The sequence below is a fragment of the Burkholderia cepacia complex sp. TUM26381 genome, from assembly GCF_057439935.1.
On sequence record NZ_CM172008.1, the window covers coordinates 119,987 to 146,605 of the forward strand.

General features: G+C 68.6%; 27 protein-coding genes. 23 read left to right on the forward strand and 4 right to left on the reverse strand.

Translation table 11 applies throughout. From position 1 onward, the window contains the following. The first annotated feature begins 55 nt into the window (after positions 1-55). From ACWMMN_RS32735 to ACWMMN_RS32780, 10 genes are all read left to right on the forward strand, one after another. A complete protein-coding gene (locus ACWMMN_RS32735) occupies positions 56-1,546 on the forward strand; it encodes a 2-hydroxymuconic semialdehyde dehydrogenase (protein WP_340625820.1) in 1,491 nt (496 codons plus the stop codon). Then, on the forward strand, positions 1,543-2,361 hold the full coding sequence (locus ACWMMN_RS32740) for a 2-keto-4-pentenoate hydratase (protein ID WP_059241182.1): 819 nt from the start codon (positions 1,543-1,545) through the stop codon (positions 2,359-2,361). Before ACWMMN_RS32735 ends, ACWMMN_RS32740 begins: the two co-directional genes overlap by 4 nt. Further along, positions 2,358-3,302: an acetaldehyde dehydrogenase (acetylating) gene (locus ACWMMN_RS32745; RefSeq protein ID WP_059241183.1), complete on the forward strand. Its 945-nt coding sequence runs from the start codon at positions 2,358-2,360 to the stop codon at positions 3,300-3,302. The genes ACWMMN_RS32740 and ACWMMN_RS32745 overlap by 4 nt, the downstream gene beginning before the upstream one ends. A gap of 13 nt (positions 3,303-3,315) precedes the next feature. Next, positions 3,316-4,344: a 4-hydroxy-2-oxovalerate aldolase gene (dmpG, locus tag ACWMMN_RS32750; RefSeq protein WP_486424327.1), complete on the forward strand. Its 1,029-nt coding sequence runs from the start codon at positions 3,316-3,318 to the stop codon at positions 4,342-4,344. Further along, positions 4,341-5,114, forward strand: a complete 774-nt coding sequence (locus tag ACWMMN_RS32755; protein WP_174993582.1) for a 2-keto-4-pentenoate hydratase — start codon at positions 4,341-4,343, stop codon at positions 5,112-5,114. Before dmpG ends, ACWMMN_RS32755 begins: the two co-directional genes overlap by 4 nt. Beyond that, on the forward strand, positions 5,111-5,542 hold the full coding sequence (locus ACWMMN_RS32760; protein ID WP_486424328.1) for a RidA family protein: 432 nt from the start codon (positions 5,111-5,113) through the stop codon (positions 5,540-5,542). The genes ACWMMN_RS32755 and ACWMMN_RS32760 overlap by 4 nt, the downstream gene beginning before the upstream one ends. A 49-nt stretch (positions 5,543-5,591) precedes the next feature. After that, positions 5,592-6,116, forward strand: a complete 525-nt coding sequence (locus ACWMMN_RS32765; RefSeq protein WP_059241187.1) for a 3-hydroxyanthranilate 3,4-dioxygenase — start codon at positions 5,592-5,594, stop codon at positions 6,114-6,116. A 32-nt stretch (positions 6,117-6,148) separates the two neighbouring features. Beyond that, positions 6,149-7,174: an amidohydrolase family protein gene (locus tag ACWMMN_RS32770; RefSeq protein WP_059241188.1), complete on the forward strand. Its 1,026-nt coding sequence runs from the start codon at positions 6,149-6,151 to the stop codon at positions 7,172-7,174. Between the two features lie 43 nt (positions 7,175-7,217). Next, a complete protein-coding gene (gene kynU, locus ACWMMN_RS32775; protein ID WP_486424329.1) occupies positions 7,218-8,447 on the forward strand; it encodes a kynureninase in 1,230 nt (409 codons plus the stop codon). A 90-nt stretch (positions 8,448-8,537) separates the two neighbouring features. Continuing rightward, on the forward strand, positions 8,538-9,953 hold the full coding sequence (locus ACWMMN_RS32780; protein ID WP_059241189.1) for an amino acid permease: 1,416 nt from the start codon (positions 8,538-8,540) through the stop codon (positions 9,951-9,953). A gap of 9 nt (positions 9,954-9,962) precedes the next feature. Here the strand turns inward: ACWMMN_RS32780 and ACWMMN_RS32785 are convergent, their stop codons facing one another. After that, positions 9,963-10,349, reverse strand: coding sequence for a cupin domain-containing protein (locus ACWMMN_RS32785; protein WP_486424330.1), 387 nt, complete (start codon positions 10,347-10,349; stop codon positions 9,963-9,965). 209 nt (positions 10,350-10,558) lie between these two features. On the opposite strand from ACWMMN_RS32785, the gene ACWMMN_RS32790 reads away from it, so the two are divergent. The 3 genes from ACWMMN_RS32790 (at position 10,559) to ACWMMN_RS32800 (ending at position 12,197) form a co-directional block, all read left to right on the forward strand. Continuing rightward, positions 10,559-10,930: a CidA/LrgA family protein gene (locus ACWMMN_RS32790; RefSeq protein WP_059241191.1), complete on the forward strand. Its 372-nt coding sequence runs from the start codon at positions 10,559-10,561 to the stop codon at positions 10,928-10,930. Then, complete coding sequence (locus ACWMMN_RS32795; RefSeq protein ID WP_059241192.1) at positions 10,927-11,661, forward strand: LrgB family protein; 735 nt, start codon at positions 10,927-10,929, stop codon at positions 11,659-11,661. Before ACWMMN_RS32790 ends, ACWMMN_RS32795 begins: the two co-directional genes overlap by 4 nt. Positions 11,662-11,891: 230 nt before the next feature. Further along, a complete protein-coding gene (locus ACWMMN_RS32800; protein ID WP_059241193.1) occupies positions 11,892-12,197 on the forward strand; it encodes a hypothetical protein in 306 nt (101 codons plus the stop codon). Positions 12,198-12,286: 89 nt separating this feature from the next. On the opposite strand, the gene wrbA is transcribed toward ACWMMN_RS32800, so the two are convergent. Continuing rightward, positions 12,287-12,889 carry an NAD(P)H:quinone oxidoreductase gene (wrbA, locus tag ACWMMN_RS32805; protein ID WP_059241194.1) on the reverse strand — a complete coding sequence of 201 codons (603 nt, stop codon included), beginning with the start codon at positions 12,887-12,889 and terminating at the stop codon, positions 12,287-12,289. A gap of 61 nt (positions 12,890-12,950) precedes the next feature. After that, entirely contained in the window at positions 12,951-13,676 is a 726-nt protein-coding gene (locus ACWMMN_RS32810) for a pirin family protein (protein ID WP_059241195.1), read from the reverse strand. Positions 13,677-13,804: 128 nt separating this feature from the next. Here ACWMMN_RS32810 and ACWMMN_RS32815 point away from each other — a divergent pair, with 128 nt between their 5' ends. From ACWMMN_RS32815 to ACWMMN_RS32845, 7 genes are all read left to right on the forward strand, one after another. Next, the gene (locus ACWMMN_RS32815) at positions 13,805-14,722 is read left to right on the forward strand and encodes a LysR family transcriptional regulator (RefSeq protein WP_059241196.1); all 918 of its coding nucleotides are present in this window, start codon (positions 13,805-13,807) and stop codon (positions 14,720-14,722) included. A gap of 94 nt (positions 14,723-14,816) precedes the next feature. After that, complete coding sequence (locus tag ACWMMN_RS32820) at positions 14,817-15,938, forward strand: Fic family protein (RefSeq protein ID WP_340625826.1); 1,122 nt, start codon at positions 14,817-14,819, stop codon at positions 15,936-15,938. 241 nt (positions 15,939-16,179) lie between these two features. Beyond that, complete coding sequence (locus ACWMMN_RS32825; protein WP_059241197.1) at positions 16,180-16,377, forward strand: DUF3311 domain-containing protein; 198 nt, start codon at positions 16,180-16,182, stop codon at positions 16,375-16,377. An 83-nt stretch (positions 16,378-16,460) separates the two neighbouring features. Continuing rightward, positions 16,461-17,855: a sodium:solute symporter family protein gene (locus tag ACWMMN_RS32830; protein WP_059241198.1), complete on the forward strand. Its 1,395-nt coding sequence runs from the start codon at positions 16,461-16,463 to the stop codon at positions 17,853-17,855. A gap of 21 nt (positions 17,856-17,876) precedes the next feature. Then, positions 17,877-19,544: an amidohydrolase gene (locus ACWMMN_RS32835; protein WP_486424331.1), complete on the forward strand. Its 1,668-nt coding sequence runs from the start codon at positions 17,877-17,879 to the stop codon at positions 19,542-19,544. Then, positions 19,541-20,569, forward strand: a complete 1,029-nt coding sequence (locus ACWMMN_RS32840) for a CobW family GTP-binding protein (RefSeq protein ID WP_404823524.1) — start codon at positions 19,541-19,543, stop codon at positions 20,567-20,569. The genes ACWMMN_RS32835 and ACWMMN_RS32840 overlap by 4 nt, the downstream gene beginning before the upstream one ends. A 130-nt stretch (positions 20,570-20,699) precedes the next feature. After that, entirely contained in the window at positions 20,700-21,779 is a 1,080-nt protein-coding gene (locus ACWMMN_RS32845) for a lysozyme inhibitor LprI family protein (protein ID WP_256087671.1), read from the forward strand. Positions 21,780-21,804: 25 nt separating this feature from the next. On the opposite strand, the gene ACWMMN_RS32850 is transcribed toward ACWMMN_RS32845, so the two are convergent. Next, positions 21,805-22,890: a LacI family DNA-binding transcriptional regulator gene (locus ACWMMN_RS32850; RefSeq protein WP_486424332.1), complete on the reverse strand. Its 1,086-nt coding sequence runs from the start codon at positions 22,888-22,890 to the stop codon at positions 21,805-21,807. 241 nt (positions 22,891-23,131) lie between these two features. On the opposite strand from ACWMMN_RS32850, the gene rbsK reads away from it, so the two are divergent. From rbsK to ACWMMN_RS32865, 3 genes are read left to right on the forward strand one after another with little or no spacing between them, the layout of a single operon-like run. Beyond that, entirely contained in the window at positions 23,132-24,058 is a 927-nt protein-coding gene (rbsK, locus tag ACWMMN_RS32855) for a ribokinase (RefSeq protein WP_256087672.1), read from the forward strand. A 60-nt stretch (positions 24,059-24,118) separates the two neighbouring features. Further along, positions 24,119-25,438, forward strand: coding sequence for an MFS transporter (locus ACWMMN_RS32860; RefSeq protein ID WP_174993577.1), 1,320 nt, complete (start codon positions 24,119-24,121; stop codon positions 25,436-25,438). Positions 25,439-25,481: 43 nt separating this feature from the next. Continuing rightward, the gene (locus ACWMMN_RS32865) at positions 25,482-26,429 is read left to right on the forward strand and encodes a dihydrodipicolinate synthase family protein (protein WP_059241203.1); all 948 of its coding nucleotides are present in this window, start codon (positions 25,482-25,484) and stop codon (positions 26,427-26,429) included. Positions 26,430-26,619 lie beyond the last annotated feature (190 nt).

Sequence of the window (26,619 nt, forward strand, 5' to 3'; positions counted from 1 at the left end):
TTCTCGCGCGGCTTCCCTAGACTCCTGCTGACAGTCCATACGAGCAGGAGACGTTGTGAATCGAGAAACGACTGACGCCGCGCGCCCGCCGCGGCTGTTGCGACACTACATCGACGGCGCATTCGTCGAGACCGCACGGACCTTCGCGGATACGAGCCCGGTCGACGGCCGCGAAATCGCCCGCGTATGCGAGGCCGACGCCGCGCAGGTCGACGCCGCCGTGCGCGCGGCCCGCGCCGCGCAGGCGGCCGGCTGGCGCGACACGACATCCGTGCAGCGGGCCGACTGGCTGCACCGGATTGCCGACGGCATCCAGGCGCGCTTCGACGATTTCGTCGCGGCCGAAGTGGCCGACACCGGCCGCCCGCTCGCGCAGGCCCGCTCGCTCGACATCGCCCGCGGCATCGCGAACTTCCGCACGTTCGCCGACCTGGTCCGCACGGCCGGCGACGACTGCTTCGAATCGCAGACGGCGGACGGCGCGCAATACCTCAACTACGTGACGCGCAAGCCGCTCGGCGTGGTCGGCATCATCTCGCCGTGGAACCTGCCGCTGCTGCTGTTCACGTGGAAAGTCGCGCCGGCGCTCGCAATGGGTAACTGCGTCGTGGCCAAGCCGTCGGAAGAGACACCGGGCTCCGCGACGTTGCTGGCCGAAGTGATCGACGCGGCCGGCCTGCCGCGCGGCGTGTTCAACCTCGTGCACGGGCACGGGCCGGCTGCCGCTGGCGAATTCCTCACGCGCCACCCCGGCATCGACGCGATCACGTTCACCGGCGAATCGCGCACGGGCAGCGCGATCATGAAGGCCGTTGCCGACGGCGTGAAGGACATCTCGTTCGAACTCGGCGGCAAGAACGCGGCCGTCGTGTTCGCCGATGCCGACTTCGACGCGGCGGTGGACGGCATCGTCAAGTCGAGCTTCACCAACGCCGGGCAGGTGTGCCTGTGCAGCGAGCGCGTGTACGTCGAGCGGCCGATCTTCGAGCGCTTCGTCGCCGCGCTGAAATCGCGCACCGAAGCGCTGCGCGTCGGCGCGCCCGACGATCCTGCGACGACGATGGGGCCGCTGATCTCGCGCGGCCATCGCGACAAGGTGCTGTCGTATTTCCGGCTGGCCGTCGACGAAGGCGCGACGGTCGTCACGGGCGGCGGCGTGCCGGCGTTCGGCGACGCACGCGACGACGGCGCGTTCGTGCAGCCGACGATCTGGACCGGGCTGCCCGACACCGCGCGTTGCGTGACGGAGGAGATTTTCGGGCCGGTGTGTCACGTCGCGCCGTTCGACAGCGAGGACGAAGTGATCGGCCGCGTGAACGACAGCGCGTACGGTCTGGCCGCGAGCGTGTGGACGACGCACCTGGCACGCGGCCACCGCGTCGCGAAGCAGATCGAGACCGGCATCGTGTGGCTGAATGCCTGGTTCGTGCGCGACCTGCGCACGCCGTTCGGCGGCACCAAGCTGTCGGGCATCGGCCGCGAGGGCGGTCGCCACTCGCTCGATTTCTACTCCGAAACCACCAACGTCTGCGTGAGGGTTGCATGAGCGAATTCGACCGGAATGCGGTGCAGGCGATTGCCGACACGTTGCGGGCGGCCGAGCGCGACGGCGTGCCGTGCGCGCCGGTACGCGACGCGATCGCGGCGCTCGGCGGCGATGCGCTCGACGCCGCGTATGCGGTGCAACGCGCGAACACCGCACGCAAGTGCGCAGCGGGGCGCCGGCTCGTCGGCCGAAAGATCGGCCTGACGTCGGCGGCCGTGCAGAAGCAGCTCGGCGTCGGTCAGCCCGACTTCGGGATGCTGTTCGATGACATGGCGGTGGCCGACGGCGAGGAGATTGCGCTGGCGCGCACGCAGCAGCCGAAGGTCGAGGCCGAGATCGCGCTGGTGCTCGAACGCGACCTGCCGCACGAACGGCACACGATGGCCGACCTGATCGGCGCGACCGCGTATGCGCTGCCAGCGATCGAGATCGTCGGCAGCCGGATCGCGAACTGGGACATCCGCCTGACCGACACGGTCGCGGACAACGCGTCGAGCGGCCTGTTCGTGCTCGGCAGCCGGCCGGTGACGCTCGGCGCGTTCGATGCGATCCAGTGCGGGATGGCGATGGAGCGGCGCGGCGAGCCGGTGAGCGTCGGCGCGGGCGCCGCGTGCCTCGGCAATCCGCTGCATGCGGCGCTGTGGCTCGCGAACACGATGGCGCGTGCCGGTGCGCCGCTGCAGGCCGGCGACATCGTGCTGACGGGCGCGCTCGGGCCGATGGTCGGCGTGCAGCCGGGCGACGTGTTCACCGCGCGGATCGAAGGACTCGGCAGCGTGAGCGCGTATTTCTCCACCCAACCGGAGCGTGAATGATGAAAGACCTCGACAAGCTCGCCGTGGCCATCATCGGCTCCGGCAATATCGGCACCGACCTGATGATCAAGGTGCTGCGTAATTCGAAGCATCTGGAAATGGCCGCGATGGTCGGCATCGATGCGGCCTCCGACGGCCTCGCGCGTGCCGCGCGGCTCGGTGTGGCGACCACCGCCGGCGGAATCGACGGCCTCGTCGCGATGCCCGGATTCGCGAACGTGCGGATCGCGTTCGACGCGACGTCGGCCGGCGCGCATGCGCGCCACGCCGACGTGCTCGGCCGTCACGGCGTACAGGTGATCGACCTGACGCCGGCCGCGATCGGCCCGTTCGTCGTGCCCGTCGTCAACCTGTTCGAACATCTCGACGCGCCGAACCTGAACATGGTGACCTGCGGCGGCCAGGCGACGATCCCGATCGTGCATGCGGTGTCGCGCGTCGCGCCCGTGCATTACGCGGAGATCGTCGCGTCGATCTCGAGCCGCTCGGCCGGCCCCGGCACGCGCGCGAACATCGACGAGTTCACCGAAACGACGTCGAAGGCGATCGAGACGGTCGGCGGCGCCGCGCGCGGCAAGGCGATCATCGTGCTGAACCCGGCCGAGCCGCCGCTGATGATGCGCGACACCGTGTACTGCCTGACCGACGAACACGCCGATACGGCCGCGATCGAGCGTTCGATCCGCACGATGGTCGATGCGGTCGCGAGCTACGTGCCGGGCTACCGGCTCAAGCAGGCCGTCCAGTTCGACCGCTACACGGTCGCGCAGCCGCTCGCGTTCGACGCGGGCGAGCGCCGCGCGGGGCTGAAGGTCAGCGTGTTCCTCGAAGTCGAAGGCGCCGCGCATTACCTGCCGTCGTATGCGGGGAACCTGGACATCATGACGTCGGCCGCGCTTGCCGCCGCCGAACAGATCGCGGCCAGCCGCGTCGCAGCCTGACGGGAGATCGGCGATGACCGACCACACGAAAAAAATCTATCTGTCCGACGTGACGCTGCGTGACGGCATGCATGCGATCCGTCATCAGTATTCGCTCGACAGCGCTGTCACGATCGCACGCGCGCTCGACGACGCGGGCGTCGACAGCATCGAGGTCGCGCACGGCGACGGCCTGTCCGGATCGAGCTTCAACTACGGGTTCGGCGCGCATACCGACCTGCAGTGGATCGAGGCGGTGGCCGGCACGGTCAAGCGTGCCCGAGTCGCGACGCTGCTGCTGCCGGGCATCGGCACCGTACACGACCTGCGTGCCGCGTACGACGCCGGCGCGCGCATCGTGCGGATCGCGACGCACTGCACGGAAGCCGACATCTCGAAGCAGCACATCGCGTATGCACGCGAACTCGGGATGGACACCGTCGGCTTCCTGATGATGTCGCACATGACGTCGCCCGACGCGCTCGCGCAACAGGCGAAGCAGATGGAACGCTACGGCGCGCAGTGCGTGTACGTGGTCGATTCCGGCGGCGCGCTCGGCATGCGCGACGTGGCGGCGCGCTTCGATGCGCTCAAGGCCGTGCTCGACCCGGCCACGCAGACGGGCATGCACGCGCACCACAACCTGTCGCTCGGCGTCGCGAATTCGATCGTCGCGCTCGAACACGGTTGCGACCGTATCGATGCGTCGTTGACCGGGATGGGCGCGGGCGCCGGCAACGCACCGCTCGAAGTGTTCGTCGCGGCGGTCGACCGGCTCGGGCTGAATCACGGTTGCGACGTGAAGCAACTGATCGACGCGGCGGAAGACATCGTGCGGCCGCTGCAGGAGCGCCCGGTGCGGGTCGACCGCGAGACGCTCGCGCTCGGCTATGCGGGCGTGTATTCGAGCTTCCTGCGCCACACGGAAGCGGCGGCCGCGAAATACGGGCTGTCGGCGTTCGACATCATGGTCGAACTCGGCCGGCGGCGCATGGTCGGCGGGCAGGAGGACATGATCGTCGACGTCGCGCTCGACATGCTGAAGGCACGGGAGGCCGCATGACCGATCTCGACAGGCTGGCGGCCCGTGTCGACGACGCCGCGCGCCACGCGGAGGCGATCGCGCAACTGACGGCCGGCGCCGCGTTCTCGCTCGACGAGGCATACGTGATCCAGCGCGCGTCGATCGAACGCCGCATCGATCGCGGCGAGACGATGGTCGGCGTGAAGCTCGGCTTCACGAGCCGCGCGAAGATGATCCAGATGGGCGTCGACAGCCTGATCTGGGGCTGGCTCACCGACACGATGCTGGAAGAAGACGGCGGGCACGTCGCGCTCGATCGCTTCATCCATCCGCGCGTGGAGCCGGAAGTGTGCTTCCTCACGCGCCGCGACATCGACCGCCCGCTGACGCTGCTGGAAACGGCCGGCTACCTGGAAGCCGTCGCGCCCGCGATGGAGATCATCGATTCGCGCTACCGCGACTTCCGCTTCACGCTGGAGGACGTGGTGGCCGACAACTGCTCGTCGGCGGGCCTGACGCTCGGCCCGTGGAGTACGCGTTTCGACGGGCTGCGCAACGCAGGCGTCGTGATGCGGATCGACGGCCGCGTGGTCCAGACCGGCTCGACCGCCGCGATCCTCGGCGATCCGCTGCGCTCGGTCGTGCAGGCGTCGCGGCTGATCGCGGCGAGCGGGCTCGTGCTGCCGGCCGGCTCGCTGATCATGGCCGGCGCCGCGACGGCCGCCGACGCATTACCTGCCGGCGCGCACGTGCACTGCACGGTGCACGGGCTCGGCAGCACCGAATTCACCACCACTCGACCATCATGAGCCAAGACCATTCGATCCAGGGCCGCGTCGTGCCCGGCAAGGCCACGCCGCGCGGCCGCTTCCCGCACATCACGCGCGCCGGCGACTTCCTGTTCGTGTCGGGCACGAGTTCGCGGCGGCGCGACAACACGATCGCCGGCGCGTCGGCCGATGCGCTCGGCACCGTGCAGCTCGACATCCGCGAGCAGACCCGCACGGTGATCGAGAACATCCGCGACATCCTGCGCAGCGAAGGCGCCGACCTGTCGTCGCTCGTCGAGATCTCGTCGTTTCTCGTGAACATGAACGATTTCGGCGGCTATAACGCAGTGTACGGCGAGTATTTCGACGAGACCGGCCCGACGCGCACGACGGTCGCGGTGCACCAGCTGCCGCATCCGCATCTGCTGATCGAGATGAAGGCGATCGCGTACGCGCCGAAGCGATGACACGCATGGCGGGTTGGCGTGTTGCGTCACCCGCCCGGAGGAGACAACCATGCTGAAGTACGGCACCCCGTTCAATTTTTCGCGCTGGATCGACGAGCATGCGCACCTGCTGAAGCCGCCGGTCGGCAACCAGCAGGTGTGGCAGGACAGCGATTTCATCGTGACCGTCGTCGGCGGCCCGAATCGGCGCACCGACTATCACGACGATCCGTTCGAGGAATTCTTTTACCAGCTGCGCGGCAACGCGTATCTGCACCTGTGGATCGACGGCAAGCGCGAACGCGTCGACCTGAAGGAAGGCGACATGTTCCTGTTGCCGCCGCACGTGCGGCATTCGCCGCAGCGCCCCGAAGCCGGCAGCGCGTGCCTCGTGATCGAGCGCCAGCGCCCGGCGGGCATCGTCGACGGCTTCGAGTGGTACTGCGACGCATGCGGGCATCTCGTCCATCGCGTCGAGGTGCAGCTCAAGAGCATCGTCGCCGACCTGCCGCCGCTGTTCGACGCGTTCTATGCGTCGGACACGCTGCGCCGCTGCGCGCATTGCGGCCACGTGCATTCCGGCAAGGCGGCCTGAGCCCGCCACGCCTTTTCACCGACAGAACGACGATGACACTTCGAATCGACATGCATTCGCACTTCTTCCCGCCGATTTCGCGGGAAGCGGCCGCGCGCCTCGACGCGCAGCGCGCGCCGTGGCTGCGCATCGACGCGGACGGCCAGAACGGGATGATCATGACGGGCGAGCGCGCGTTCCGCCCGGTCTACCGTGCGCTGTGGGACCCTGCCGCGCGCATCGCGGAGATGGACGCGCTCGGCATCGACATCCAGCTGATGTGCGCGACGCCCGTGATGTTCGGCTACGACAGCGCGCCGCACGACGCGCACGACTGGGCGATGCGGATGAACGACCGCGCGCTCGAGCTATGCGCGCATGCCCCCGGCCGGATGTTCGCGCTCGCGCAGGTGCCGCTGCAGGACGTCGAGCTCGCGTGCCGCGAAGCGACGCGCGCGCACCGCGCCGGCCATCGCGGCGTGCAGATCGGCAACCATCTCGGGCCGCTCGATCTCGACGACGCGCACCTCGTCGCGTTCCTTGCTCATTGCGCGAACGACGGCATTCCGGTGCTCGTGCATCCGTGGGACATGATGACCGACGGCCGGATGAAGAAATGGATGCTGCCGTGGCTGGTTGCGATGCCGGCCGAGACGCAGCTCAGCATGGTGTCGCTGATCCTGTCCGGCGCGTTCGAGCGGATTCCGCGGTCGCTGAAGCTGTGTTTCGCGCACGGCGGCGGCAGCTTCGCGTTCCTGCTCGGCCGTGTGCAGAACGCGTGGGAGCAGCGCGACATCGTGCGCGAGGACTGCCCGCATCCGCCCGTCAGCTATCTCGACCGCTTCCACGTGGACAGCGCGGTGTTCGATCGCGGCGCGCTGCGCCTCCTGGTCGACACGATGGGCGAGGACCGCGTGATGCTCGGCTCCGACTATCCATTCCCGCTCGGCGAGCAGCAGATCGGCTCGCTCGTCGAGCAGCATCCCGGTCTGTCCGACACCGCGAAAGCCAAGATCCTCGGCGGCAATGCGTTGCGCTTCTTCGACCTGCCGCCCGCGGCGGCGTCGCGCGCGGCCTGACGCCTTTCACGACCACCGTCATTCCATAAGGAACACGCATTTCATGACCACCCGCGAACACTGCGCCGCGCTCGATGCGGCCGACCCGCTCGCCCACTGCCGCGCGCGCTTCGACCTGCCCGCCGACACGATCTATCTCGACGGCAACTCGCTCGGCGCGATGCCCGCGAACGTGCCGGCGCGCATGCAGCGCGCGCTCGAACAGGAATGGGCGCACGGCCTGATCCGCTCGTGGAACGACGCCGACTGGTACCCGGCGCCGCAGCGCACCGGCAACAAGATCGCCCGGCTGATCGGCGCGGGCGACGGCGAGGTGATCGTCGCCGATTCGACGTCGGTGAACCTGTTCAAGGTGCTCGTCGCGGCCACGCGCATGCGCCCCGGGCGCCGCGTGATCGTCGCCGAGCGCACCAATTTCCCGACCGACGTCTATATCGCGGCGAGCGTCGCCGAGATGACCGGCTGCGAACTGCGCTGCGTCGATCCGGACGACATCGCCGCGGCGATCGACGATACCGTCGCGGTCGTGTCGCTGACGCACGTGAACTACAAGAGCGGCAAGCGCTACGACATGGCGGCCGTCACGCGCCACGCGCACGAGGCCGGCGCGCTGAGCGTGTGGGACCTGTGCCACTCGGCCGGCGCGATGCCGATCGGGCTGAATGCGTGCGAAGCGGACTTCGCGGTCGGCTGCGGCTACAAGTACCTGAACGGCGGGCCCGGCGCGCCGGCCTACGTGTTCGTCGCGTCGCGGCATCTTGCCGACGTGCGGCAGCCGCTGACGGGCTGGCACGGCCATGCGAAGCCGTTCGACTTCACGCACGACTACGCGCCGCACCCGGCGATCGACCGGATGCTGACGGGCACCGCGCCGCAGCTCGGCGTGATCGCGCTCGAAGCGGCGCTCGAAGCGTTCGACGGCGTCGATCTCCATGTGCTGCGCGACAAGAGCGTCGCGCTCGGCGATCTGTTCATCGCGCTCGTCGACCAGGAGCTCGCGGGTCTCGGCTTCACGCTCGCGTCGCCGCGCGCCGCCGCGCAACGCGGCAGCCAAGTGTCGCTCGCGCACGCGGAAGGCTATGCGATCGTGCAGGCGCTGATCGCGCGCAACATGATCGGCGACTTCCGCGCGCCCGATATCCTGCGCTTCGGCTTCGCGCCGCTGTACGTGCGCTACGTCGACGTGTGGGACACGATCGCCGCATTGAAGGACGTCGTGACGACCGGTGCATGGAACACCGATGCATTCCTCGCGCGCAAGTCGGTGACCTGACGGCCGGCGCGCTACGCACTACGACGCAACAGAACGAGACCGGACGACGTCCCGCACGACGCGGGGCGCGTTCGACGAAGGAGACACGGCATGAACCAGCGGCAAGGATTCGACACGATCGTCGAACGTGAGAAGGGGTTGCATCGCGGGCTGTCGACCGCGCAGTTGTCGATGATCGCGATCGGCGGCGCGATCGGCACGGGGCTGTTCCTCGGCAGCGGTTTCGCGATCGGCTTTGCGGGGCCGAGCGTGCTCGTCAGCTATGCGATCGGCGCGCTGATCGCGCTGCTGCTGATGGGCTGCCTCGCCGAGATGACGGTCGCACACCCGACGTCGGGTTCGTTCGGCGCGTATGCCGAGCACTATGTGAGCCCGTGGGCCGGCTTCCTCGTGCGCTATGCGTACTGGGCGTCGATCGTGTTCGCGGTCGGCACCGAGGTGACGGCGATCGCCGTGTACATGAAGTACTGGTTTCCGGCCGTGCCGGGCTGGTACTGGATCGTCGGCTTCTCGGCCGCGCTGATCGGCGTCAACCTGGTCAGCGTGAAGGTGTTCGGCGCGGTCGAGTACGTGTTCTCGATGCTGAAGATTGCCGCGATCGTCGCGTTCATCGCGCTCGGCGCGGTGGTCGTGTTCGGTGCGCCGGCAGGTTCGGGCATCGGCTTCTCGAACTACACGGCGCACGGCGGCTTCTTCCCGAAAGGCGTGGGGGGGATGTGGGTCGCGGTGATCGTGTCGATCTTCAGCTACCTGAGCATCGAGATGATCGCGGTCGCGGCCGGCGAGGCGCGCGATCCGCACAAGGCGATCACCCGCGCATTCCGCGCGACGATGCTGCGCCTCGTGTTCTTCTACCTGCTGACGCTCGCGCTGATGCTCGCGATCGTGCCGTGGACGGCCGCGGGTTCCGACGAAAGCCCGTTCGTGAAGGTGATGGCCGCGACGCACGTGCCGGGCGCGGCCGGCGTGATCAACTTCGTGATCCTGGTGGCCGCGCTGTCCGCGATGAACAGCCAGCTCTACATCACGACGCGGATGATGTTCAGCCTGTCGCGCGCGGGCTACGCGCCGAAGGCGCTCGGCCGGCTGACGGGGCACGGCGTGCCGGCGGCCGCGCTCGGGTTGTCGGCGATCGGGATCGCGCTCGCGACCGTGCTGAACGTGCTGTATCCGGACACGTCGTTCGTGATGATGATGTCGGTGTCGATGTTCGGCGCGATGTTCACGTGGCTGATGATCTTCGTCACGCACCTGTTCTTCCGCCGGCACCATCGCGGCCAGGCGCTCGCGTTCCGGATGTGGGGCTTTCCGGTTACGTCGCTGCTCGGCGCGGCGCTGATGCTCGCGGCGCTGGTCACGACGTACTTCACGCGCGAATTCCGGATGACGCTGTTCTGCGGCGTGCCGTTCGTGATCGTGCTGTCGGTCGTCTATGCGGTGTGGTATCGCGGCAAGGGCGATGCGCCGGCGGGCGGACGCGAGGGCGTTCACGCGCCGGGGCAGTGACGGCGTGCGTCAGTCGATCGCATAGGCCTCGCGCACCGGCTCGATGATGTCCCGGCGGCCGGTCCGGCCCGGCGGCAGGGTCACGAGGCCGCCTGCGCCGATCTCGACGACTTCGCCGCTCGCGTCGTCGGGCAGGTTCGCGCGGCCCGCGGCGCGACGACCAGCGCGCACGCATGCGTCTGCGCGATGCGTTCGGGCCACGCCGCCGGCTCCCGGGGCGTACGCGGCAGGCCGACGCCCGTCGTCATCACCGGGTTGCTCGCGCTGACCCGGCGCCACGGCTCGGGAAGATCGAGCGCGTGCGCCCACGTGCTCGGCCGGTGCGTACCGGCCGAGGCCGGCCACGCGCTGCAATCCGGGCGACGGGGCATCCGGCAGCTCCTGCACGGTCATCATCGGCAAACCCCGGGGTGCGCGGGCCGGCCAGCCGGTACCCGAAAGTGCATGACGATAGTGGCTGTGGGCGGGCAGGGCCGATTGCGCAGGCGCGCGTCGCGGGCATTGTTGGTACGATCGCGCGTATCGTTTACGCCGGCGCCGCAGGCCGCCGGCCCACCGGCCGCGCGGCTCCACGGTCGCGCCGCCACGTTCGGGAGAAGCCGTTCATGTTGCAGGCGTTCGCGGTCTTGCTGACCTTCCAGTGTCTCGGGGAAGGCGTGTCCTATCTGTTCGGCCTGCCGGTGCCGGGCCCCGTGATCGGCATGCTGCTGCTGTTCGGCTTCGTGATGCTGCGCCCGCAGGTGGCCGATGCGATCGAGCCGACCGCGCTCGAACTGCTGCGTCACCTGTCGCTGCTGTTCGTGCCGGCCGGCGTCGGCATCATGGTGTCGGCCGACCGCGTGCGCGGCGATGCGGTCGCGGTCGTCGTCGCGCTGGCCGTCAGCACCACGCTGGCGATCGCGGTGACGGCGCTCGTCACGCGCGCGCTGCTGCGGCGCCAGCGCCGCGCGGGCGGCACCGCGGAGGGCGCGCAATGACGGCCTTTCCGAAACTCGGCGCGATCTGGGTCTATCTCGCCGCGAGCCCGTTGCTCGGCCTGACCATCACGCTGGTCGCGTATCTGTTCGCGCAGGCCGTCTATGCGCGGGCGCGCTTCAACCCGCTCGCGAATCCGGTGCTGATCGCGGTCGCGCTGATTGTCGTACTGCTGACGATCACGCATACGCCGTATCCGACCTATTTCGAAGGCGCGCAGTTCGTCCACTTCCTGCTCGGCCCCGCGACCGTCGCGCTCGCGCTGCCGCTGTATCGCCAGTGGTCGAAACTGCGGCGCACCGCGCTGCCGCTGCTCGTCGGCCTGCTCGCGGGTTCGCTGACCGCGATCGTGTCGGCGGTCGGCATCGCCGCGCTGTTTGGTGCGTCGCACCAGACGATCGCGTCGCTCGCGCCGAAATCGGCGACGACGCCGATCGCGATGGCGGTGGCCGCCGAGATCGGCGGCATTCCGTCGCTCACGGCCGTGCTCGTGATCTCGACCGGGATCTTCGGCGCGGTGTGCGCGCGCGGGATCCTGAATCTGCTGCGGGTCGACGAGCCGGCCGTGCGCGGCTTCGCGCTCGGCGTCGCGTCGCACGGGATCGGCACGGCGCGCGCGTTCCAGGTCAGCGAGGAGACCGGCGCGTTCGCGGGGCTCGGGATGGGGCTGAACGGCGTGCTGACCGCATTCGTCGTGCCGATCCTGCTGCCGATGCTGTCGCGCTGGATCTGAGCGGGCCCCGTCGGGCGCCGGGGTATCGGTTTCCCTGATGGCGCGGACGATTTGCCGAAAACACGGCGCACACGGCGCGCATGTATCGCGGCTGTTATCAGGAGAATTCAGGAACGCACACGGACATTTGTGCAGTGATCGGCTAACGTTGCATCGGCGCCGTTGTCGCAAGCCGTCGCGTGCGCGCAGGTGTTCGATCCACAATCAACAATCGACAAGGAGATCCGGCCATGAAGCAGTCTCGCGTGGTTTCGGTGGCAGTAGCAGTAACGGCGTCGTTCGGTCTGTTGTTGACCGCCGTGCCGGCGGCATACGCGCAGGATCCGGCGTCCGCGCCGACGCAGAAGCAGCTCGACAAGGCGCAGAAGAAGGCGGCGCGCAAGGCGGCGCGTGCGCGGCACGCGTCGGACCTGAAGGCGATCGGCACTGGCAGCGGCTACCGGCTGACCAACGACCAGAGCAACTATCCGCAGAACGCCGCGCAGAAGGCGCCCGCGACGAAGGCGGCGCCGGCTGCACCGGCTTCGGGCCAGTAACGGCTGAAAGCCTTGCACAGGACGAACGGCGCCGGTTGATCCGGCGCCGTTCGTCCTGTGCGGGACAGCGGGGGCGCGAGGCCGCCGCGTTACGACGCGAGCTTGCTCGCGATTTCCGCGACGTGCTTGCCCTGGTAGCGCGCGATGTCGAGCTCGTTCGCGCTCGGCTGGCGGCTGCCGTCCGCGCCCGCGAGCGTCGTCGCGCCGTACGGCGTGCCGCCGGTGATTTCGCTCATGTTGACGAGCCCGCTGCATGCATACGGCACGCCCACGATCACCATGCCGTGGTGCAGCAGCGTCGTGTGGAACGACGTGATCGTCGTTTCCTGGCCGCCGTGCTGCGTGCCGGTCGACGCGAACACGCTGCCGATCTTGCCGACGAGCGAACCCTTCATCCACAGGCCGCCGGTCTGGTCGAGGAACGTGCGCATCTGGCCGGCCATGTTGCCGAAGCGGGTCGGCGTGCCGAAGATGATCGCATCGTAATCGGCGAGTTCGTCCACCGTGGCGACCGGCGCGGCCTGGTCGACCTTCACGCCGATCGCGCGGGCCTGATCGACGGGGATCGTTTCCGGCACGCGCTTGAGCGTGACCTCGACGCCCGCCACCGATTTCGCGCCTTCCGCGATGTGTTGCGCCATCGTTTCGACGTGCCCGTAGGACGAGTAGTACAGAACGAGAACCTTGGCCATGTTGCGAATCTCCGATTAAAAGGGCCCCGCGTTCAGCGGGGCCCGGTTTCCCGAACGGGCGTTATGCCCACTCGGCCGTCACTTCGACCGGACGCAGGTCGAACACCAGCACTTCGGCATCCTTGCCGTCGGCGATCGTCAGGGCGTGTTCGCTGCGGATGCGTGCGCCGTCGCCTTCGCCGAGCGTCACGCCGTTGACCGTCACGCTGCCGCGCGCCACGTGCACGTAAGCAAAGCGGCTCGGGTCAAGTTCCAGCGTAGTGCTTTCGTCGCCGTCGAACAGGCCCGCGTAAATCCGGGTGTCCTGCCGGATCTTCAGCGAACCGGCATCGCCGTTCGGCGACACGACGAGTGCGAGCTTGCCGCGCTTGTCGTCGGCCGTGACATTCGTCTGCTGATAACGCGGCTCGGCACCCTTTTCGGCCGGCCCGACCCAGATCTGCAGGAAGTGGACCGGCGTTTCCGGCGAGTGGTTGAACTCGCTGTGGCGCACGCCCGTGCCCGCGCTCATCAGCTGCACGTCGCCCGGCACGATCACCGAACCGGTGCCCATCGAGTCCTTGTGTTCCAGTGCGCCGTCGAGCACGTACGACAGGATTTCCATGTCGCGGTGCGGGTGCGTACCGAAGCCGCGGCCCGGGGCGACGCGGTCGTCGTTGATCACGAGCAGGTCGGAGAAGCCGACTTGCTTCGGATCGTAGTAATTCGCGAACGAAAACGTATGACGGGAGCTGAGCCAGCCATGCTCCGCACGGCCACGTTGGTTTGCTGCACGGATTTCGATCATGATTTTTTTCCTTGAAGTCGCCGAACCTCGGAAGTGGGCCCGGCCGTTCGTTGAGATGCATCTTAGGTCAATCGATTTGACAAATAAATGGCTGTAGAGATAATGACTGTCGCTATGGAGTGGACAATATGGAACTCAACGATCTGAGGATCTTCGTCGCGACCGTCGACGCGGGCAGCTTCACGGCGGCGGCCGACCAGCTGATGCTGTCCAAGCAGTTCGTCAGCCGGCGCACGATGGCGCTGGAGGCGTCGCTCGGCGTGCGGCTTCTGCACCGCAATACGCGCAATCTCGCGGTGACCGAATCCGGGCAGGAGTTTTATGCGCGCGCGCAGCGCATCCTTGCCGAGATCGCGGACGCCGAGCAGGCGATGTCGGTGCGCAGCACCGAGCTGCACGGCTCGCTGAAGATCAGCGCACCGCTGTCGTTCGGGATCACGCACGTGTCGCCGCTGATCGCCGAATTCCTGTCCGCGCACCCGGCCGTGCGGCTGAACCTCGACCTGACCGACCGTCGGGTCGACCTGATCGGCGAAGGTTTCGACCTCGTGCTGCGGATCGGCTCGCTCGAGGATTCGACGCTGATCGCGCGCGCGCTCGGCGCGTGGCCGATGATCGCGTGCGCGAGCCCCGCGTACCTGAAGCGGCAGGGCACGCCGCAGACGCCGGCCGAGCTCGCCGGCCATACGTGCCTGCTGTACGGGCGCGAGCGGCGCGTCGGCTGGGAATTCCGCGTCGACGGCGCGGCGCGCACGTTCGACGTGCAGGGGCCGCTCGTCGCGAACAACGGCGAAGTGGTGCGCGACGCGGCGATCGCGGGGCTCGGCATCGCGCTGCTGCCGCGCTTCATCGTCGGCGCGGCGCTCGACAGCGGCGCGCTCGTGCCGGTGCTCGACGCGTACGCGCCGTCGCCGATCACGCTCAATGCGGTGTTTCCGCAGCACCGGGAAGGGTTCGTCACGCTGCGCACGTTCATCGGGTTTCTCGCGGAGCGGCTCGGCGAGCCGGCGCCGGCGCGGGCGAGCGGTGCAGGCCGGAACCGGTAACGGGCGGGTTTGCGGTGAATGAGGTGGTTAATTTCCGCATTTTTTGCGGAGATTATGGGTCCTTGCGGTGAATCGGTGCGATAATCTCCGCATCATGAGCGGAGATTACACCTTCATCTGGGAGTCGGGCGACTGGCCTGCGTGGCGCTTCGACCTGCCGGCCCTCGCCACGTCGCTGGCCGACGTCAGCCGTGCGCAAGGCATGCTCGCGGGGCGGCTGGCGGACATCGGCCTGGCGCTGCGCGACGAGGCCAGCCTCGCCGCGCTGACGGAGGACGTCGTCAAGACCAGCGCCATCGAGGGCGAAAACCTGAACGTCGCATCGGTCCGCTCGTCGATTGCACGCCGGCTCGGGGTCGATATCGGCGCGCTGGCGCCGGTCGACCGCCACGTCGAGGGCGTCGTCGACATGGTGCTCGACGCGACGACCCATGCGGCGGCGCCGGTCACTGAAGCCCGCCTGTTCGGATGGCACGCCGCGCTGTTTCCGACCGGCTATTCGGGTCTGTCGCGGATCACGGTCGGCGGCTGGCGCACGGATGCCAGCGGGCCGATGCAGGTGGTGTCCGGGCCGATCGGCCGGCAGCGCGTGCATTTCGAGGCGCCGCCGGCCGCGCGCCTGGCGCACGAGATCGCGCGCTTTCTCGCGTGGCTCAATGCCGCGCCGGCCGAGCCGTTGCTGATCCGGGCCGGCCTGGCCCACCTGTGGTTCGTCACGCTGCACCCGTTCGACGACGGCAACGGCCGGATCGCGCGCGCGCTCGGCGATCTGGTCCTGGCGCGCGCCGACCGGAGTCCGCAGCGTTTCTACAGCCTGTCGGCGCAGATCCAGCGCGAGCGCAACGCGTATTACGACGTGCTGGAGCGCACGCAGCGCGGCTCGCCCGACGTCACGGAATGGCTTGCGTGGTTTCTGAATACGCTCGGCAGGGCGATCGACCATGCGCACACGACGCTCGACGCGGTGTTGATCAAGGCGCGCTTCTGGCAGCGTTGCGCGGGTTTCGCGATGAACGCACGCCAGGTCAAGGTGATGAATCGCCTGCTCGACGGCTTCGAAGGCAAGCTGACGACGACCAAGTGGGCGGCCCTCGCGAAGTGCTCGCAGGACACGGCGCTGCGCGATATCACCGAGCTCGTCGAGCATCGCGTGCTGCGCCGTTCGTCGTCCGGCGGCCGGAGCACGAGTTACGAGCTGGCGCCGTTCGACGGCTGACATCCGTTCGCGCGATCGCCGGCACCGGCCGCCCGCGACGGATTGCCGTCGCGGCTTCCGCGCAAATCTTCCCGTCTCGTCCGGGCCGCCCGCCGCTGGCCCAAGCGATTGCCGGCGTCTGGCACTATCCCGCGTCTTTTTGTCTTCGAATACTGGACTCACCGCCGGATGCCGCACAGGCGCTGCCTGCCGCACCCGTGCCGGGTCATTCCCGTACACACCCGCTTTCGAGGAGACGCGCATGCTCAGGTACCTGATCGGCATCGGTATTCCGTATCTCGGCGTGCTGGGCGTGCTGCCCTGGGTCGCCGCGCAGGACCGCTACGTGCTGGGCGTGCCGTTCATCTTCATGTGGATCTTTGCGTGGTTCGTGCTGACGTCCGGCTGCCTGTTCGCGTGCTGGATGCTGTTCGACCGCCGCGCGGGCGACGCCGCGTAGCGCGCCGTCGCTTCCTGGCGGGCCGCCGGCCGCCCGCGCTTTCCGGCGAACCCTACGCTTTCCGTCCCTTCGCAGAGGTGTGCATGTCAACGGTCGTCTTCGCCGCGCTGATCGCGCTGTCGCTCTATCTCGCCGTTCGATCCGGCCGCGGCCGCGGCAAGCAGAGCGTGCATGACTTCTTCGTCGCGTCGCGCCAGTTCGGCACGGCGCTCGTGTTCTTCCTGACCGCCGGCGAGATCTACAGCATCGGCACGATGGTCGGCTTTCCCGGCGGCATCTACGCGAAAGGGCCGACCTACGGCGTGTGGTTCCTCGGCTACATCCTGCTGGCCTACCCGATCGGCTATTTCATCGGCCCGAAGATCTGGGAGGCCGGCAAGCGCCACAACGCGATCACGCTGCCCGACCTGTTCAAGGGGCACTACCGCAGCCGCGGGCTCGAGCTCGTGGTTGCGTGCGCATCGATCCTGTTCCTGATCCCGTGGGGGCAACTGCAGTTCACGGGGCTCGTCGCGGCGCTCAAGGGGCTCGGCTGGCACGTCGAGCCGCTGTACCTGATCCTCGTGTGTGCGGCGCTCGCGTTCACCTACATCGCGATCTCCGGCGTGCGCGCATCGGCCTATATCGCCATCCTGAAGGACATCCTGATGCTGCTCGCGATCGTCGTGACGGGCATCGCCGTCGCGTGGCAGGCCGGCGGCGTGCATCCGGTGTTCGATGCCGCGAGCCGGCAGGTCAGCAACACGATGAGCGGATCGCAATTGCGCTTTTCGATGAGCACGATGCTGTTCCAGTCGCTCGGCTTCTTCCTGATGCCGTTCGCCGCGCAGAATTTCTTCACCGCGCGCGGGCCGAACGCGATCCGGCGCACGCAGGTCGCGATGCCGCTGTACATGCTGATGTATCCGTTCCTCGTGATTGCGTCGTATTACGCGATTACCGCGAACCTGACACTCGCATCGCCGAACGACGCGTTCTTCGCGGCCGTCACGCACCTGCTGCCCGGCTGGCTGATCGGCCTCGTCGCGGCCGGCGCCGCGCTGTCGGGGCTGCTCGTGCTGGCCGGCATCTGCCTCGCGATCGGGCCGATCGTCACGCGCAACCTGATGCCGAACCTGCCCGAGTCGCGCCAGAAGCGCGCGGCGAAATACGTGATCGTCGGCTACCTGCTGCTGTCGATCGTGACCACGCTGCTCACGCCGAACCTGATGCTCACGCTGATCAACACCACCTACTACGGCGTCACGCAGTTCCTGCCGGGCGTGCTGATCCTGCTCGCACGGCGCCAGGTGCGGCCGGTCGCGGTGGGCGCCGGGATGATCTGCGGCCAGGTGCTCGCGATGATCTTCTACGTGCTCCATGTCGACTTCGGCGGCATCAACCTCGGCCTCGTGTGCCTCGTCGTCAACGTACTCGTCGTCGCGGCCGTGCATGCGATGCTGCACGGCCGTCCCGTCAAGCAATACGCCGTATCCTGACGCAAAGGAGAACCGCCCCCCATGCAAGCATCCGCCACTCCGGCCGCACCCGTGACGGTCTTCACCGCGCGCCGCATCCTGACGATGAACCCGGCGCAGCCGTCGGCCACTCACGTCGCCGTGCGCGACGGTCGCATCCTCGCGGTCGGCGACGCCACCGACGCGGCTGCGTGGCCCGCGCGGTTCGGGGCGTGCGGGGCCGACGACACGCTGCGCGACAAGGTGTTGATGCCGGGGCTCGTCGAAGGGCATTGCCACCTGATGGAAGGTGCGATGTGGGATGCCGTGTACGTCGGCTACTACGACCGGCGCGGCCCCGACGGCACGCTGTGGCCGGGCCTGCGCTCGCTCGACGCGGTGCTCGACCGGCTCGCCGACGCCGAGCGCGCGATGACCGACGACGGGCCGCTGCTCGCGTGGGGCTTCGATCCGATCTTCTTCGGCACCGCGCGGCTGATGGTGCGCGAACTCGATCGCGTGTCGGCGCGGCGGCCGATCGCGATCCTGCATGCGAGCGTGCACCTGATGAACGTGAACGGCGCGATGCTGGCGCGTGCGGGCATCGACGAGGACACCGACATCGACGGCGTGTCGCGCGACGCCGACGGCCGCCCGACCGGCGAGCTGCAGGAGTTCGCGGCGATGCTGCCGGTGTATCAGACGATCGGTGGCAAGCTGGCGATTTCCGCGAGCGAGAAGCCGCACGCGGTCTGGAATTTCGGGCGCGTCGCGCAGCTCGCGGGCGTGACGACGGCCACCGATCTCGTCAACGACCTGTCGGCCGACGGCAACCGCACGCTGCACGAGGTGACCGCCGATCCGGATTACCCGGTGCGGATCGTGCCGGCATTCGCGCCGCAGCGCAATCCGGCGCGGTCGGCCGACAGCGTGCTTGGCGAAATCGAACGCAACACCGACAAGCTGCATTTCGGGCCGGTGAAATTCATCGTCGACGGCTCGATCCAGGGCTTCACCGCACGCGTGCGCTGGCCCGGCTATGCGGGCGGGCAGCCGAACGGGCTGTGGCTGATTCCACCCGCGCAACTTGTCGACGTGTTCGAGCCGTTCCATCGCGCGGGGCTGCAACTGCACGTGCATACCAACGGCGACGAAGCGACCGATGTCGTGCTCGATGCGATGACGACGCTGCTCGCGCGCCATCCGCGTCCCGATCATCGCCATACGCTGCAGCATTGCCAGATGGCGGACGCCGCGCAGCTCCAGCGCGTTCGCGCGCTCGGGATGTGCGTGAACTTCTTCGCGAATCATCTGTACTACTGGGGCGATGCGCATTACAGCCAGACGATCGGCCCCGATCGCGCGAACCGGATGGACGCGGCCGGCTCCGCGCGGCGGCTCGGTATTCCGTTCGCACTGCATTCGGATGCGCCGATCACGCCGCTGAATCCGCTGTTTACCGCATGGTGCGCGGTGCAGCGCGAGACGGCGTCCGGGCGTGTGCTCGGCGAGGGCGAGCAGTTGACGGTGGACGATGCGCTGCATGCAATCACGCTGGGTGCGGCCTACACGTTGCGGATGGACCATCTCGTCGGCAGCATCGAAGTCGGCAAGTATGCGGATTTCGCGGTGCTCGACGACGATCCGTCGGTGTGCGCGCCCGCGCGTTTGAAGGCATTCGCCGTGTGGGGCACCGTGCTCGGCGGGCGCGTGTTCCGGTCGCCGCGATGAGCGCGCGCGCTGCAATGGCCGCGCCCGCGCCTGCACCGATCGACCTCGCGGTGATCGGCGGCTATCTCGGCGCGGGCAAGACGACGCTCGTCAACGCGATCCTGCAGGCGCCGCATGGCCGGCGCATCGCGGTGCTCGTCAACGACTTCGGTGCGGTGAACATCGACGCGCGGCTCGTACGCGCGCGCGGCGATGACGTGATCGAACTCGACAACGGCTGCATCTGCTGCACGATCGGCGGCGCACTTGTCGATGCGCTGACGCGCGTCGCGACGCGCGACGTGCGGCCCGAACTGCTGCTCGTCGAGGCGAGCGGCGTGGCCGATCCCGCGAAGATCGCGCAGATCGGACTGCTGAACGGGGCGTTCCGGCTGACATCGGTGCTCGTCGTCGCCGACGCACTCGCGTGGCGCGACACGCTGGCCGATCCGCTCGTCGGTGCGATGGCGCAGCGCCAGCTCGACGGCGCCGGCGCGATCGTCGTGACCAAGCTCGACCTGGTCGCACCGGAACGGCGCGATGCGGTGCTCGACGACGTGCGCGCGTGCGCGCCGACCGATGTCGTCGTTGCGGCACGGGCGGGCGAGATTCCGCTCGCGCTGCTGTTCGACACGGCCGTGCCTGATCGCTGCGCGTTGCCGGGCGGTATCGCGCGCTTGCACCGGCCGATCGGTCATGACGCGATGCCGGCGTTCGCAAGCCTCGCCGTCGCCGTGCCGGACGTACTCGACAAGGCGCGGTTGCGTGCATGGCTGAAAGCATTGCCGCGCACGATCCTGCGCGCGAAAGGCATCGTGCGCGTGGCCGACGCGGCCGGTGCGGTCGCCACGCGCGTGTGCCAGGTCGCCGCGCGGCGCATCCGGTTCTCGTCGATGGAAGACGAAGGGCTGGCGCCGCACGAAGGGGATGGCGCGATGGTGTTCATCGGGATCTTCGATCATGCGACGGAAGCCGAGTTACGCGACGGTATCGTGCAATGCAGCGTGGCTGCGGAAGCGGTTGCAATGACATCGAACGTCGATTGATCGGCGTCGCGCATTCGGGTTACGCTTCGGCGGGCAGTGGCATGCGCTGCATGCCGGGCCGGGCGTTTTTACCTCGACTGTCGCGCGCAGGTAGCTTCTACAGGTGCGCGACCCTGCGACGATCAAGCCGATGACCATCCAGAACCGATCGAATACGCGCGAACACGCCGCGATTTCCGCATCCGACAAGCGACGCACGCGCCTGCCATCTGTCGCGGCGGCTGCGCTGCTGGCGCTGCTGGCGCTGCTGCCGGTTGCCGCGCACGCGGCCGGTTTCGACTGCGCGAAGGCCGCTTCGCCGACCGAGAAGACGATCTGCGCGGATGCCGCGCTGTCGAAGCTCGACGGCGACCTGTCGGCCGCGTGGAAGAGGGCGCTCGCAAAGGGCGGCGATACGGCCGCGCTGAAGGCCGCGCAGTTGAAGTGGCTCAAGCAGCGCGACCAGTGCGGCAGCGACGCGTCGTGTCTCGGCGATCGCTACCGCGAACGGCTCGCCAGCCTGAACGGTACGCCGCTGGCCGCCGACCGCTGGCAGCAGACGTGGTACATGACGAGCGACAACCCGTCGTTCGGCGGCGTGCTGACGTTGACCGGCACGGCGCCGCGCCTGCATTTCGAGCTGGGGGCCAATAACGGCGCGAATACCGGCGGGCTTGACGGCGACATCGTGCTGCACGGCGACAGCGGTACCTACCGCAAGGACAAGTGCCGGCTCGATTTCGAACGGAAGGGCGGGCGTATCCGCGTCACGCAACAAGGCGCCGATTTCGACTGCGGCGCCGGCGCGGGCGTCATGTACGCAGGCGACTACGTGAGCGCCGCACAGTCCCGGGCCAGGCCGCCTGCCGACCTGCTGAGCCTCAAGGTCGTCGCCGATGCGCAGCAGAACGCGACCGCGCACAAGCTGCTCGGCGCCGATTATCAGACGCTCGTCGACATGGTGAACGACAGCGCCGACGAGAAGGATCTCGATGGGCTCAACGCACACGTGACGTCGTACTGGGTGCGCGGCATTGCGACGACGAACGCGGCGATCGTGATGCGCCGCGGCGCCGATCTGTGGATCGGGCTGCTCGTGTTCGATGCAAGGAACAACGTCCGGATGCGCTACTACTCGAACGTGCCGGCGTGGAAGAAAACCGTGCCGAAGACGATCAACGCGTGGCGCGACACGCTCGACAAGACGCTGCCGGTCGACGTGATGCAGTAAGCAGGCGCCGCCGCCCGGCACTTCTTCACGTCTTGCGCGTTGCACGCACCTGCGCCGGCGGCGCGGCCGATTCCCGCATGCGCAACTCGGGCAGGACCGCACAGCCGGGCCCCGTGGCGCCGTTCTCGAGCGCGTCGAGCAACGCACGCGCGGCCTGGCGCCCGATCGCGTCGGTGTCGACCCACATCGTCGTCAGCGGCGGCTGGATCTCGCGTGCGAGCGCGATGTCGTCGAACCCGGTGATCGACAATTGCGCGGGCACGTCGATGCCGAGCGCCTGCGCTTCGAGCAACGCACCGAGAGCGAGTGCGTCATTGCCGCAGATCACGGCGGTCGGCCGCGTCGCCGCATCGCGCGCCGCGATCGCGCGCAGGCTCGCCCGCCCGAACGCGATCGTGGCCGCCCCTTCGTGCTGATGCACGGGGCGCACCGCGAGCCCGTGCGCGGCCAGCGTGTCGTGAATGCCGCGCAGGCGGGCCTGCACGCGGTCGTTGTCCGCCGACGGCTGCATGATGATCGCGAAATCGCGGTGACCGAGGTCGAGCAGGTGCGCGGTGAGCCGTGCGAACGCCGCGCGGTTGTCGAAGCCGATGCAGCAGTGCGGGCTGTCGTCGCGATACGCATAGGTGACGACGTACGGCACGCGATGCAACGCCAGGAGTTCGAACAGTTCCGGCGGATACGCTTCGCCGACCAGCGACACGGCCTCCACGCCGCGCGACAGCATCGCGCGCACCTGCGCGAGTGCCTGCGCGGGATCGTAGTTCGAGCAGCCGAGGAACAGCGTGATGCCGTGCTCGGCCATGACCGTCTGCATGCCCGCGACCTGCGATGCGAACACCTGGTCGTCGAGCGTCGGAATGATCGCGCCGGTGATGTGCGTGCGCGTGGACGCGAGCGCGCGGCCGGCTGCATTCGGAATCCAGTTCAGTGCGCGCGCCGCGTCGCGTACGCGCTGTTGCACGTCGGCCGATACCTTGCCGGGATCGTTGTACACGCGCGAGACGGTCGCGGTCGACACGCCGGCCAGTTTCGCGACATCGCCGAGCACCGAGCGGCCGCTGCCGCGGCGTGCCCGCGACGCGCCACCGCGGGACGGAGGCGTGCTCATCGGCTGTCTCCCGGCGGGGTGGGCCTGCCGGCGGCGTGCGTGGCCAGTCGCGTCATTGTTTACCCTCGATTCATGGTGGTCCCGCTTGCATCCGCATTCGATCCTGTGAGAATGTAAGCGCTATCTTCTTGCTGCTTCGTATTATGTCAGACATGGATTCCACCCGCATCGCGAAATTTTCAGAGACGACGGCCTCTTCGGCCATTTTGTCGGTCTCGAATGTAAGCGATTACATTCAAGCATGAACGACACCACTTCACCGCGTATCGCTGTCGTCGGCAGCGTCAACATCGACCTCGTCACGCGCGCGCCGCGCCTGCCGGTGCCGGGCGAGACGCTGCTCGGCACGGCATTCCAGACCGTTCACGGCGGCAAGGGGGCGAACCAGGCCGTCGCGGCCGCGCGCCTGGGCGCATCGGTCGCGATGATCGGCTGCGTCGGCGACGACGCGTTCGGGGCACGCCTGCACGGCGCGCTCGCGGCGGAGCGCATCGACGTGACGCACCTGCACCGGATCGACGGTACGGCGACCGGCGTGGCGACGATCACGGTCGACGAAGGCGGTGCGAACAGCATCGTCGTCGTGCCTGGTGCGAATGCGCGTCTCGATGCCGGCCGGATCGACGCGGCGCGCGACGCGATCGCCGCGGCCGCGCTGCTCGTGTGCCAGCTCGAAGTGCCGGTCGCGACAGTCGCGCGCGCGATTGCCTGTGCCAGTGCGCACCGCACGCCGGTGCTGCTCAACCCAGCACCCGCGCAGCCGCTGTTCGACGCGTTGCTGGCGCGGGTCGACTACCTCGTCGTCAACGAAACCGAAGCCGAATCGCTGACCGGCATCGCCGTCGGCGACGATGCGTCGGCCGTGCGCGCCGCCGATGCACTGTGCGCGAAGGGCGTCGGCAACGTGCTGGTCACGCTCGGCGCGCGCGGCGTCTGCTGGCGCGGCAGCGCGGGGAACGGCCGCCATCGGGCGATGGCGGTGGTGGCCGTCGATACGACCGCGGCCGGCGACACGTTCGTCGGCGGGTTCGCGGCCGCGCGCGCCGGCGGCGCATCGATGGACGACGCGATCGGCTTCGGCCAGCGTGCGGCCGCGATCAGCGTCACGCGCCACGGCGCGCAAAGCTCGATCCCGACGCGCGACGAAGCGATCCGTCTGGATACCTGAATTCCGCAGACGACGGAACGGCCGGAACCGGCCGATGCCAGTGACATGGAGACAACCGACATGAACGAAAACCAACCTGTTCCGCCCGCGCCGCCACGCATCCGGCGCGGACAACGCATCGCGCTCGCGCTGTTGATGGCGAGCGGGATCGTCAACTATCTCGATCGCGGCACGCTGGCCGTCGCGAGTTCGGCGATTCGCGGCGATCTCGGCCTGTCGCTCGCGCAGATGGGGCTGCTGCTGTCCGCGTTCTCATGGAGCTATGCGCTGTGCCAGTTTCCGGTCGGCGGGCTCGTCGATCGCATCGGCCCGCGCCGGCTGCTCGGCATCGGGCTGATCGTCTGGTCGTTCGCGCAGGCGGCGGGCGGCATCGTGTCGACGTTCGGCTGGTTCATCGTCGCGCGCATCGTGCTCGGCATCGGCGAGGCGCCGCAGTTCCCGTCGGCCGCGCGCGTGGTGAGCAACTGGTTTCCGCTGCGCGCGCGCGGCACGCCGACCGGCATTTTCAACGCGGCGTCGCCGCTCGGCACCGCGCTTGCGCCGCTGCTGCTGTCGATTCTCGTCGCATCGTTCGACTGGCGCTGGGCGTTCGTCGCGACCGGCGCACTCGGCCTCGTCGTCGCCGTCGTGTGGTTCGCGCTGTATCGCGATCCGGTGCGCGCGCAACTGTCCGCCGCCGAACGCAGCTATCTCGATGCCGATGCGCAAAGCGTCGTCGCGGCGCCGAAACTGACCTTCGCCGAATGGCGCAGCCTGTTCTCGCACGGCACGACCTGGGGGATGCTGATCGGCTTCTTCGGCTCCGTGTACCTGAACTGGGTCTACCTGACCTGGCTGCCCGGTTACCTGACGATGGAGCGGCACATGAGCCTGATCCGCACCGGATTCGCCGCGTCGGTGCCGTTCCTGTGCGGGTTCGTCGGCTCGCTGGTCGCCGGCTGGCTGTCGGATCTGGTGACCCGCCGCAGCCGGTCGCCGGTCGTGAGCCGGCGCAACGCGGTGGTGGTCGCGATGCTCGGGATGGTCGCCTTCACGATCCCGGCCGCGCTCGTGCAGAGCAACACGGTCGCGCTCGCCTGCATTTCGGTCGTGATCTTTCTCGCGAACGCGGCGTCGGCCTGCTCGTGGGCGCTCGCGACGGCGGCCGCGCCGCCGAGCCGTGTCGCGTCGCTCGGCGCGATCCAGAATTTCGGCGGCTTCATCGGCGGCGCGCTTGCGCCGATCCTGACAGGCATCATTGCGCAGAAATGGTCGTTCGTGCCCGCGCTGCTGACGGCCGCGGCGATCGCGTTCGCCGGCGCGATGGCCTACCTGCTGCTGGTGCGCAAGCCGATTCCCGAACACGCCGCGAACGCCGCGCCCGGACCGTTGCCGGCTTGAGCGCGCAGCCCGCATCCGCATTCACTGAAGGAAGGAGAAACAGATGCAACACCCGCAGCAATCGAACGTGACCATCGAGGGGATCGTGCCGGTGATGCTGACGCCGTTCGACGACGCCGGCGCGATCGACTACGCCGGGCTCGAGCGGCTCATCGAATGGTATCTGGCGCATGGCTCGGATGCGTTGTTCGCGGTCGCGCAATCGAGCGAGATGCAGTTCCTGAGTCTGGCCGAACGCGCGGAACTCGCACGCTTCGTGGTCGAGCGGGTGGCCGGCCGCGTGCCGGTCGTCGCGTCCGGGCACATCAGCGACGATCTCGACGCGCAAGCCGCCGAGCTGTGCGCGGCGGCCGAATCGGGTGCGCAGGGTGTCGTGCTCGTGACCAACCGGCTCGATCCGCAATGCAAGGGCAGCGCCGCGTTGCTCGACCATCTGCACCGGCTGCTCGCGCGACTGCCGTCGGATCTCCCGCTCGGCCTGTACGAGTGTCCGGCGCCTTACCGGCGGCTGCTGTCGGACGACGAACTGCGCGCGTGCATCGACACGGGCCGGTTCGTGATGCTCAAGGACGTGAGCTGCGATCTGGCGACGGTGAAGCGGCGGGTTGCGCTTGCCGCGGGGTCGCCGCTGAAGATCCTGAACGCGAACGCCGCGATTGCATGGGACGCGATGAAAGCCGGTTCCGCCGGTTTCAACGGCGTGTTCACCAACTTCCACCCGGATCTCTACCGGTGGCTGCGCACGCAGGGCGAATCGAATCCGGCGCTGGCCGACGAGCTGTCCACGTTCCTGGTGGTGTCGGCCGTGTCGGAAGCGCTGGGCTACCCGGCGCTCGCGAAGCTTTACCATCAGCGGATCGGCACCTTCGCGTCGATCAAGTGCCGAGCGATCGACTACGACGTGCGTGAGCGATTCTGGGCGCTCGATGCGGTGCTCGACAAGATCGTGGCCGGAACCGAACATTTCCGCCGGCGGATCGCCGGGGCATAATGCGCGCCGCGCGGGTGCCGCGGCGCGTGATCGCAGGGTGTGCATGCGGCCGCCCGTTGGCCGCGAGAAAAACCGGCGTCGCGCATGCGACCCGACCGCCGCGATGCCCGATTGAGGCGATGGCGGCGCCACCCGCCGGCGCCGCGTCGTCGTGCCGCCCGGCTTTCATCTTCCGCATCCCGACTCGAGC

Excerpts from the sequence above, each read along its gene's own strand:
- ACWMMN_RS32740 (WP_059241182.1), top strand. The coding sequence starts at position 1,543 with ATGAGCGAATTCGACCGGAATGCGGTGCAGGCGATTGCCGACACGTTG.
- ACWMMN_RS32810 (WP_059241195.1), bottom strand. The coding sequence starts at position 13,676 with ATGATCGAAATCCGTGCAGCAAACCAACGTGGCCGTGCGGAGCATGGC.
- ACWMMN_RS32795 (WP_059241192.1), top strand. The coding sequence starts at position 10,927 with ATGACGGCCTTTCCGAAACTCGGCGCGATCTGGGTCTATCTCGCCGCG.
- ACWMMN_RS32865 (WP_059241203.1), top strand. The coding sequence starts at position 25,482 with ATGCAACACCCGCAGCAATCGAACGTGACCATCGAGGGGATCGTGCCG.
- kynU (WP_486424329.1), top strand. The coding sequence starts at position 7,218 with ATGACCACCCGCGAACACTGCGCCGCGCTCGATGCGGCCGACCCGCTC.
- rbsK (WP_256087672.1), top strand. The coding sequence starts at position 23,132 with ATGAACGACACCACTTCACCGCGTATCGCTGTCGTCGGCAGCGTCAAC.
- ACWMMN_RS32835 (WP_486424331.1), top strand. The coding sequence starts at position 17,877 with ATGCAAGCATCCGCCACTCCGGCCGCACCCGTGACGGTCTTCACCGCG.
- ACWMMN_RS32815 (WP_059241196.1), top strand. The coding sequence starts at position 13,805 with ATGGAACTCAACGATCTGAGGATCTTCGTCGCGACCGTCGACGCGGGC.
- dmpG (WP_486424327.1), top strand. The coding sequence starts at position 3,316 with ATGACCGACCACACGAAAAAAATCTATCTGTCCGACGTGACGCTGCGT.
- ACWMMN_RS32825 (WP_059241197.1), top strand. The coding sequence starts at position 16,180 with ATGCTCAGGTACCTGATCGGCATCGGTATTCCGTATCTCGGCGTGCTG.
- wrbA (WP_059241194.1), bottom strand. The coding sequence starts at position 12,889 with ATGGCCAAGGTTCTCGTTCTGTACTACTCGTCCTACGGGCACGTCGAA.
- ACWMMN_RS32800 (WP_059241193.1), top strand. The coding sequence starts at position 11,892 with ATGAAGCAGTCTCGCGTGGTTTCGGTGGCAGTAGCAGTAACGGCGTCG.
- ACWMMN_RS32850 (WP_486424332.1), bottom strand. The coding sequence starts at position 22,890 with ATGAGCACGCCTCCGTCCCGCGGTGGCGCGTCGCGGGCACGCCGCGGC.
- ACWMMN_RS32765 (WP_059241187.1), top strand. The coding sequence starts at position 5,592 with ATGCTGAAGTACGGCACCCCGTTCAATTTTTCGCGCTGGATCGACGAG.
- ACWMMN_RS32755 (WP_174993582.1), top strand. The coding sequence starts at position 4,341 with ATGACCGATCTCGACAGGCTGGCGGCCCGTGTCGACGACGCCGCGCGC.
- ACWMMN_RS32785 (WP_486424330.1), bottom strand. The coding sequence starts at position 10,349 with ATGATGACCGTGCAGGAGCTGCCGGATGCCCCGTCGCCCGGATTGCAG.
- ACWMMN_RS32745 (WP_059241183.1), top strand. The coding sequence starts at position 2,358 with ATGATGAAAGACCTCGACAAGCTCGCCGTGGCCATCATCGGCTCCGGC.
- ACWMMN_RS32760 (WP_486424328.1), top strand. The coding sequence starts at position 5,111 with ATGAGCCAAGACCATTCGATCCAGGGCCGCGTCGTGCCCGGCAAGGCC.
- ACWMMN_RS32770 (WP_059241188.1), top strand. The coding sequence starts at position 6,149 with ATGACACTTCGAATCGACATGCATTCGCACTTCTTCCCGCCGATTTCG.
- ACWMMN_RS32840 (WP_404823524.1), top strand. The coding sequence starts at position 19,541 with ATGAGCGCGCGCGCTGCAATGGCCGCGCCCGCGCCTGCACCGATCGAC.
- ACWMMN_RS32860 (WP_174993577.1), top strand. The coding sequence starts at position 24,119 with ATGAACGAAAACCAACCTGTTCCGCCCGCGCCGCCACGCATCCGGCGC.
- ACWMMN_RS32780 (WP_059241189.1), top strand. The coding sequence starts at position 8,538 with ATGAACCAGCGGCAAGGATTCGACACGATCGTCGAACGTGAGAAGGGG.
- ACWMMN_RS32820 (WP_340625826.1), top strand. The coding sequence starts at position 14,817 with ATGAGCGGAGATTACACCTTCATCTGGGAGTCGGGCGACTGGCCTGCG.
- ACWMMN_RS32830 (WP_059241198.1), top strand. The coding sequence starts at position 16,461 with ATGTCAACGGTCGTCTTCGCCGCGCTGATCGCGCTGTCGCTCTATCTC.
- ACWMMN_RS32790 (WP_059241191.1), top strand. The coding sequence starts at position 10,559 with ATGTTGCAGGCGTTCGCGGTCTTGCTGACCTTCCAGTGTCTCGGGGAA.
- ACWMMN_RS32845 (WP_256087671.1), top strand. The coding sequence starts at position 20,700 with ATGACCATCCAGAACCGATCGAATACGCGCGAACACGCCGCGATTTCC.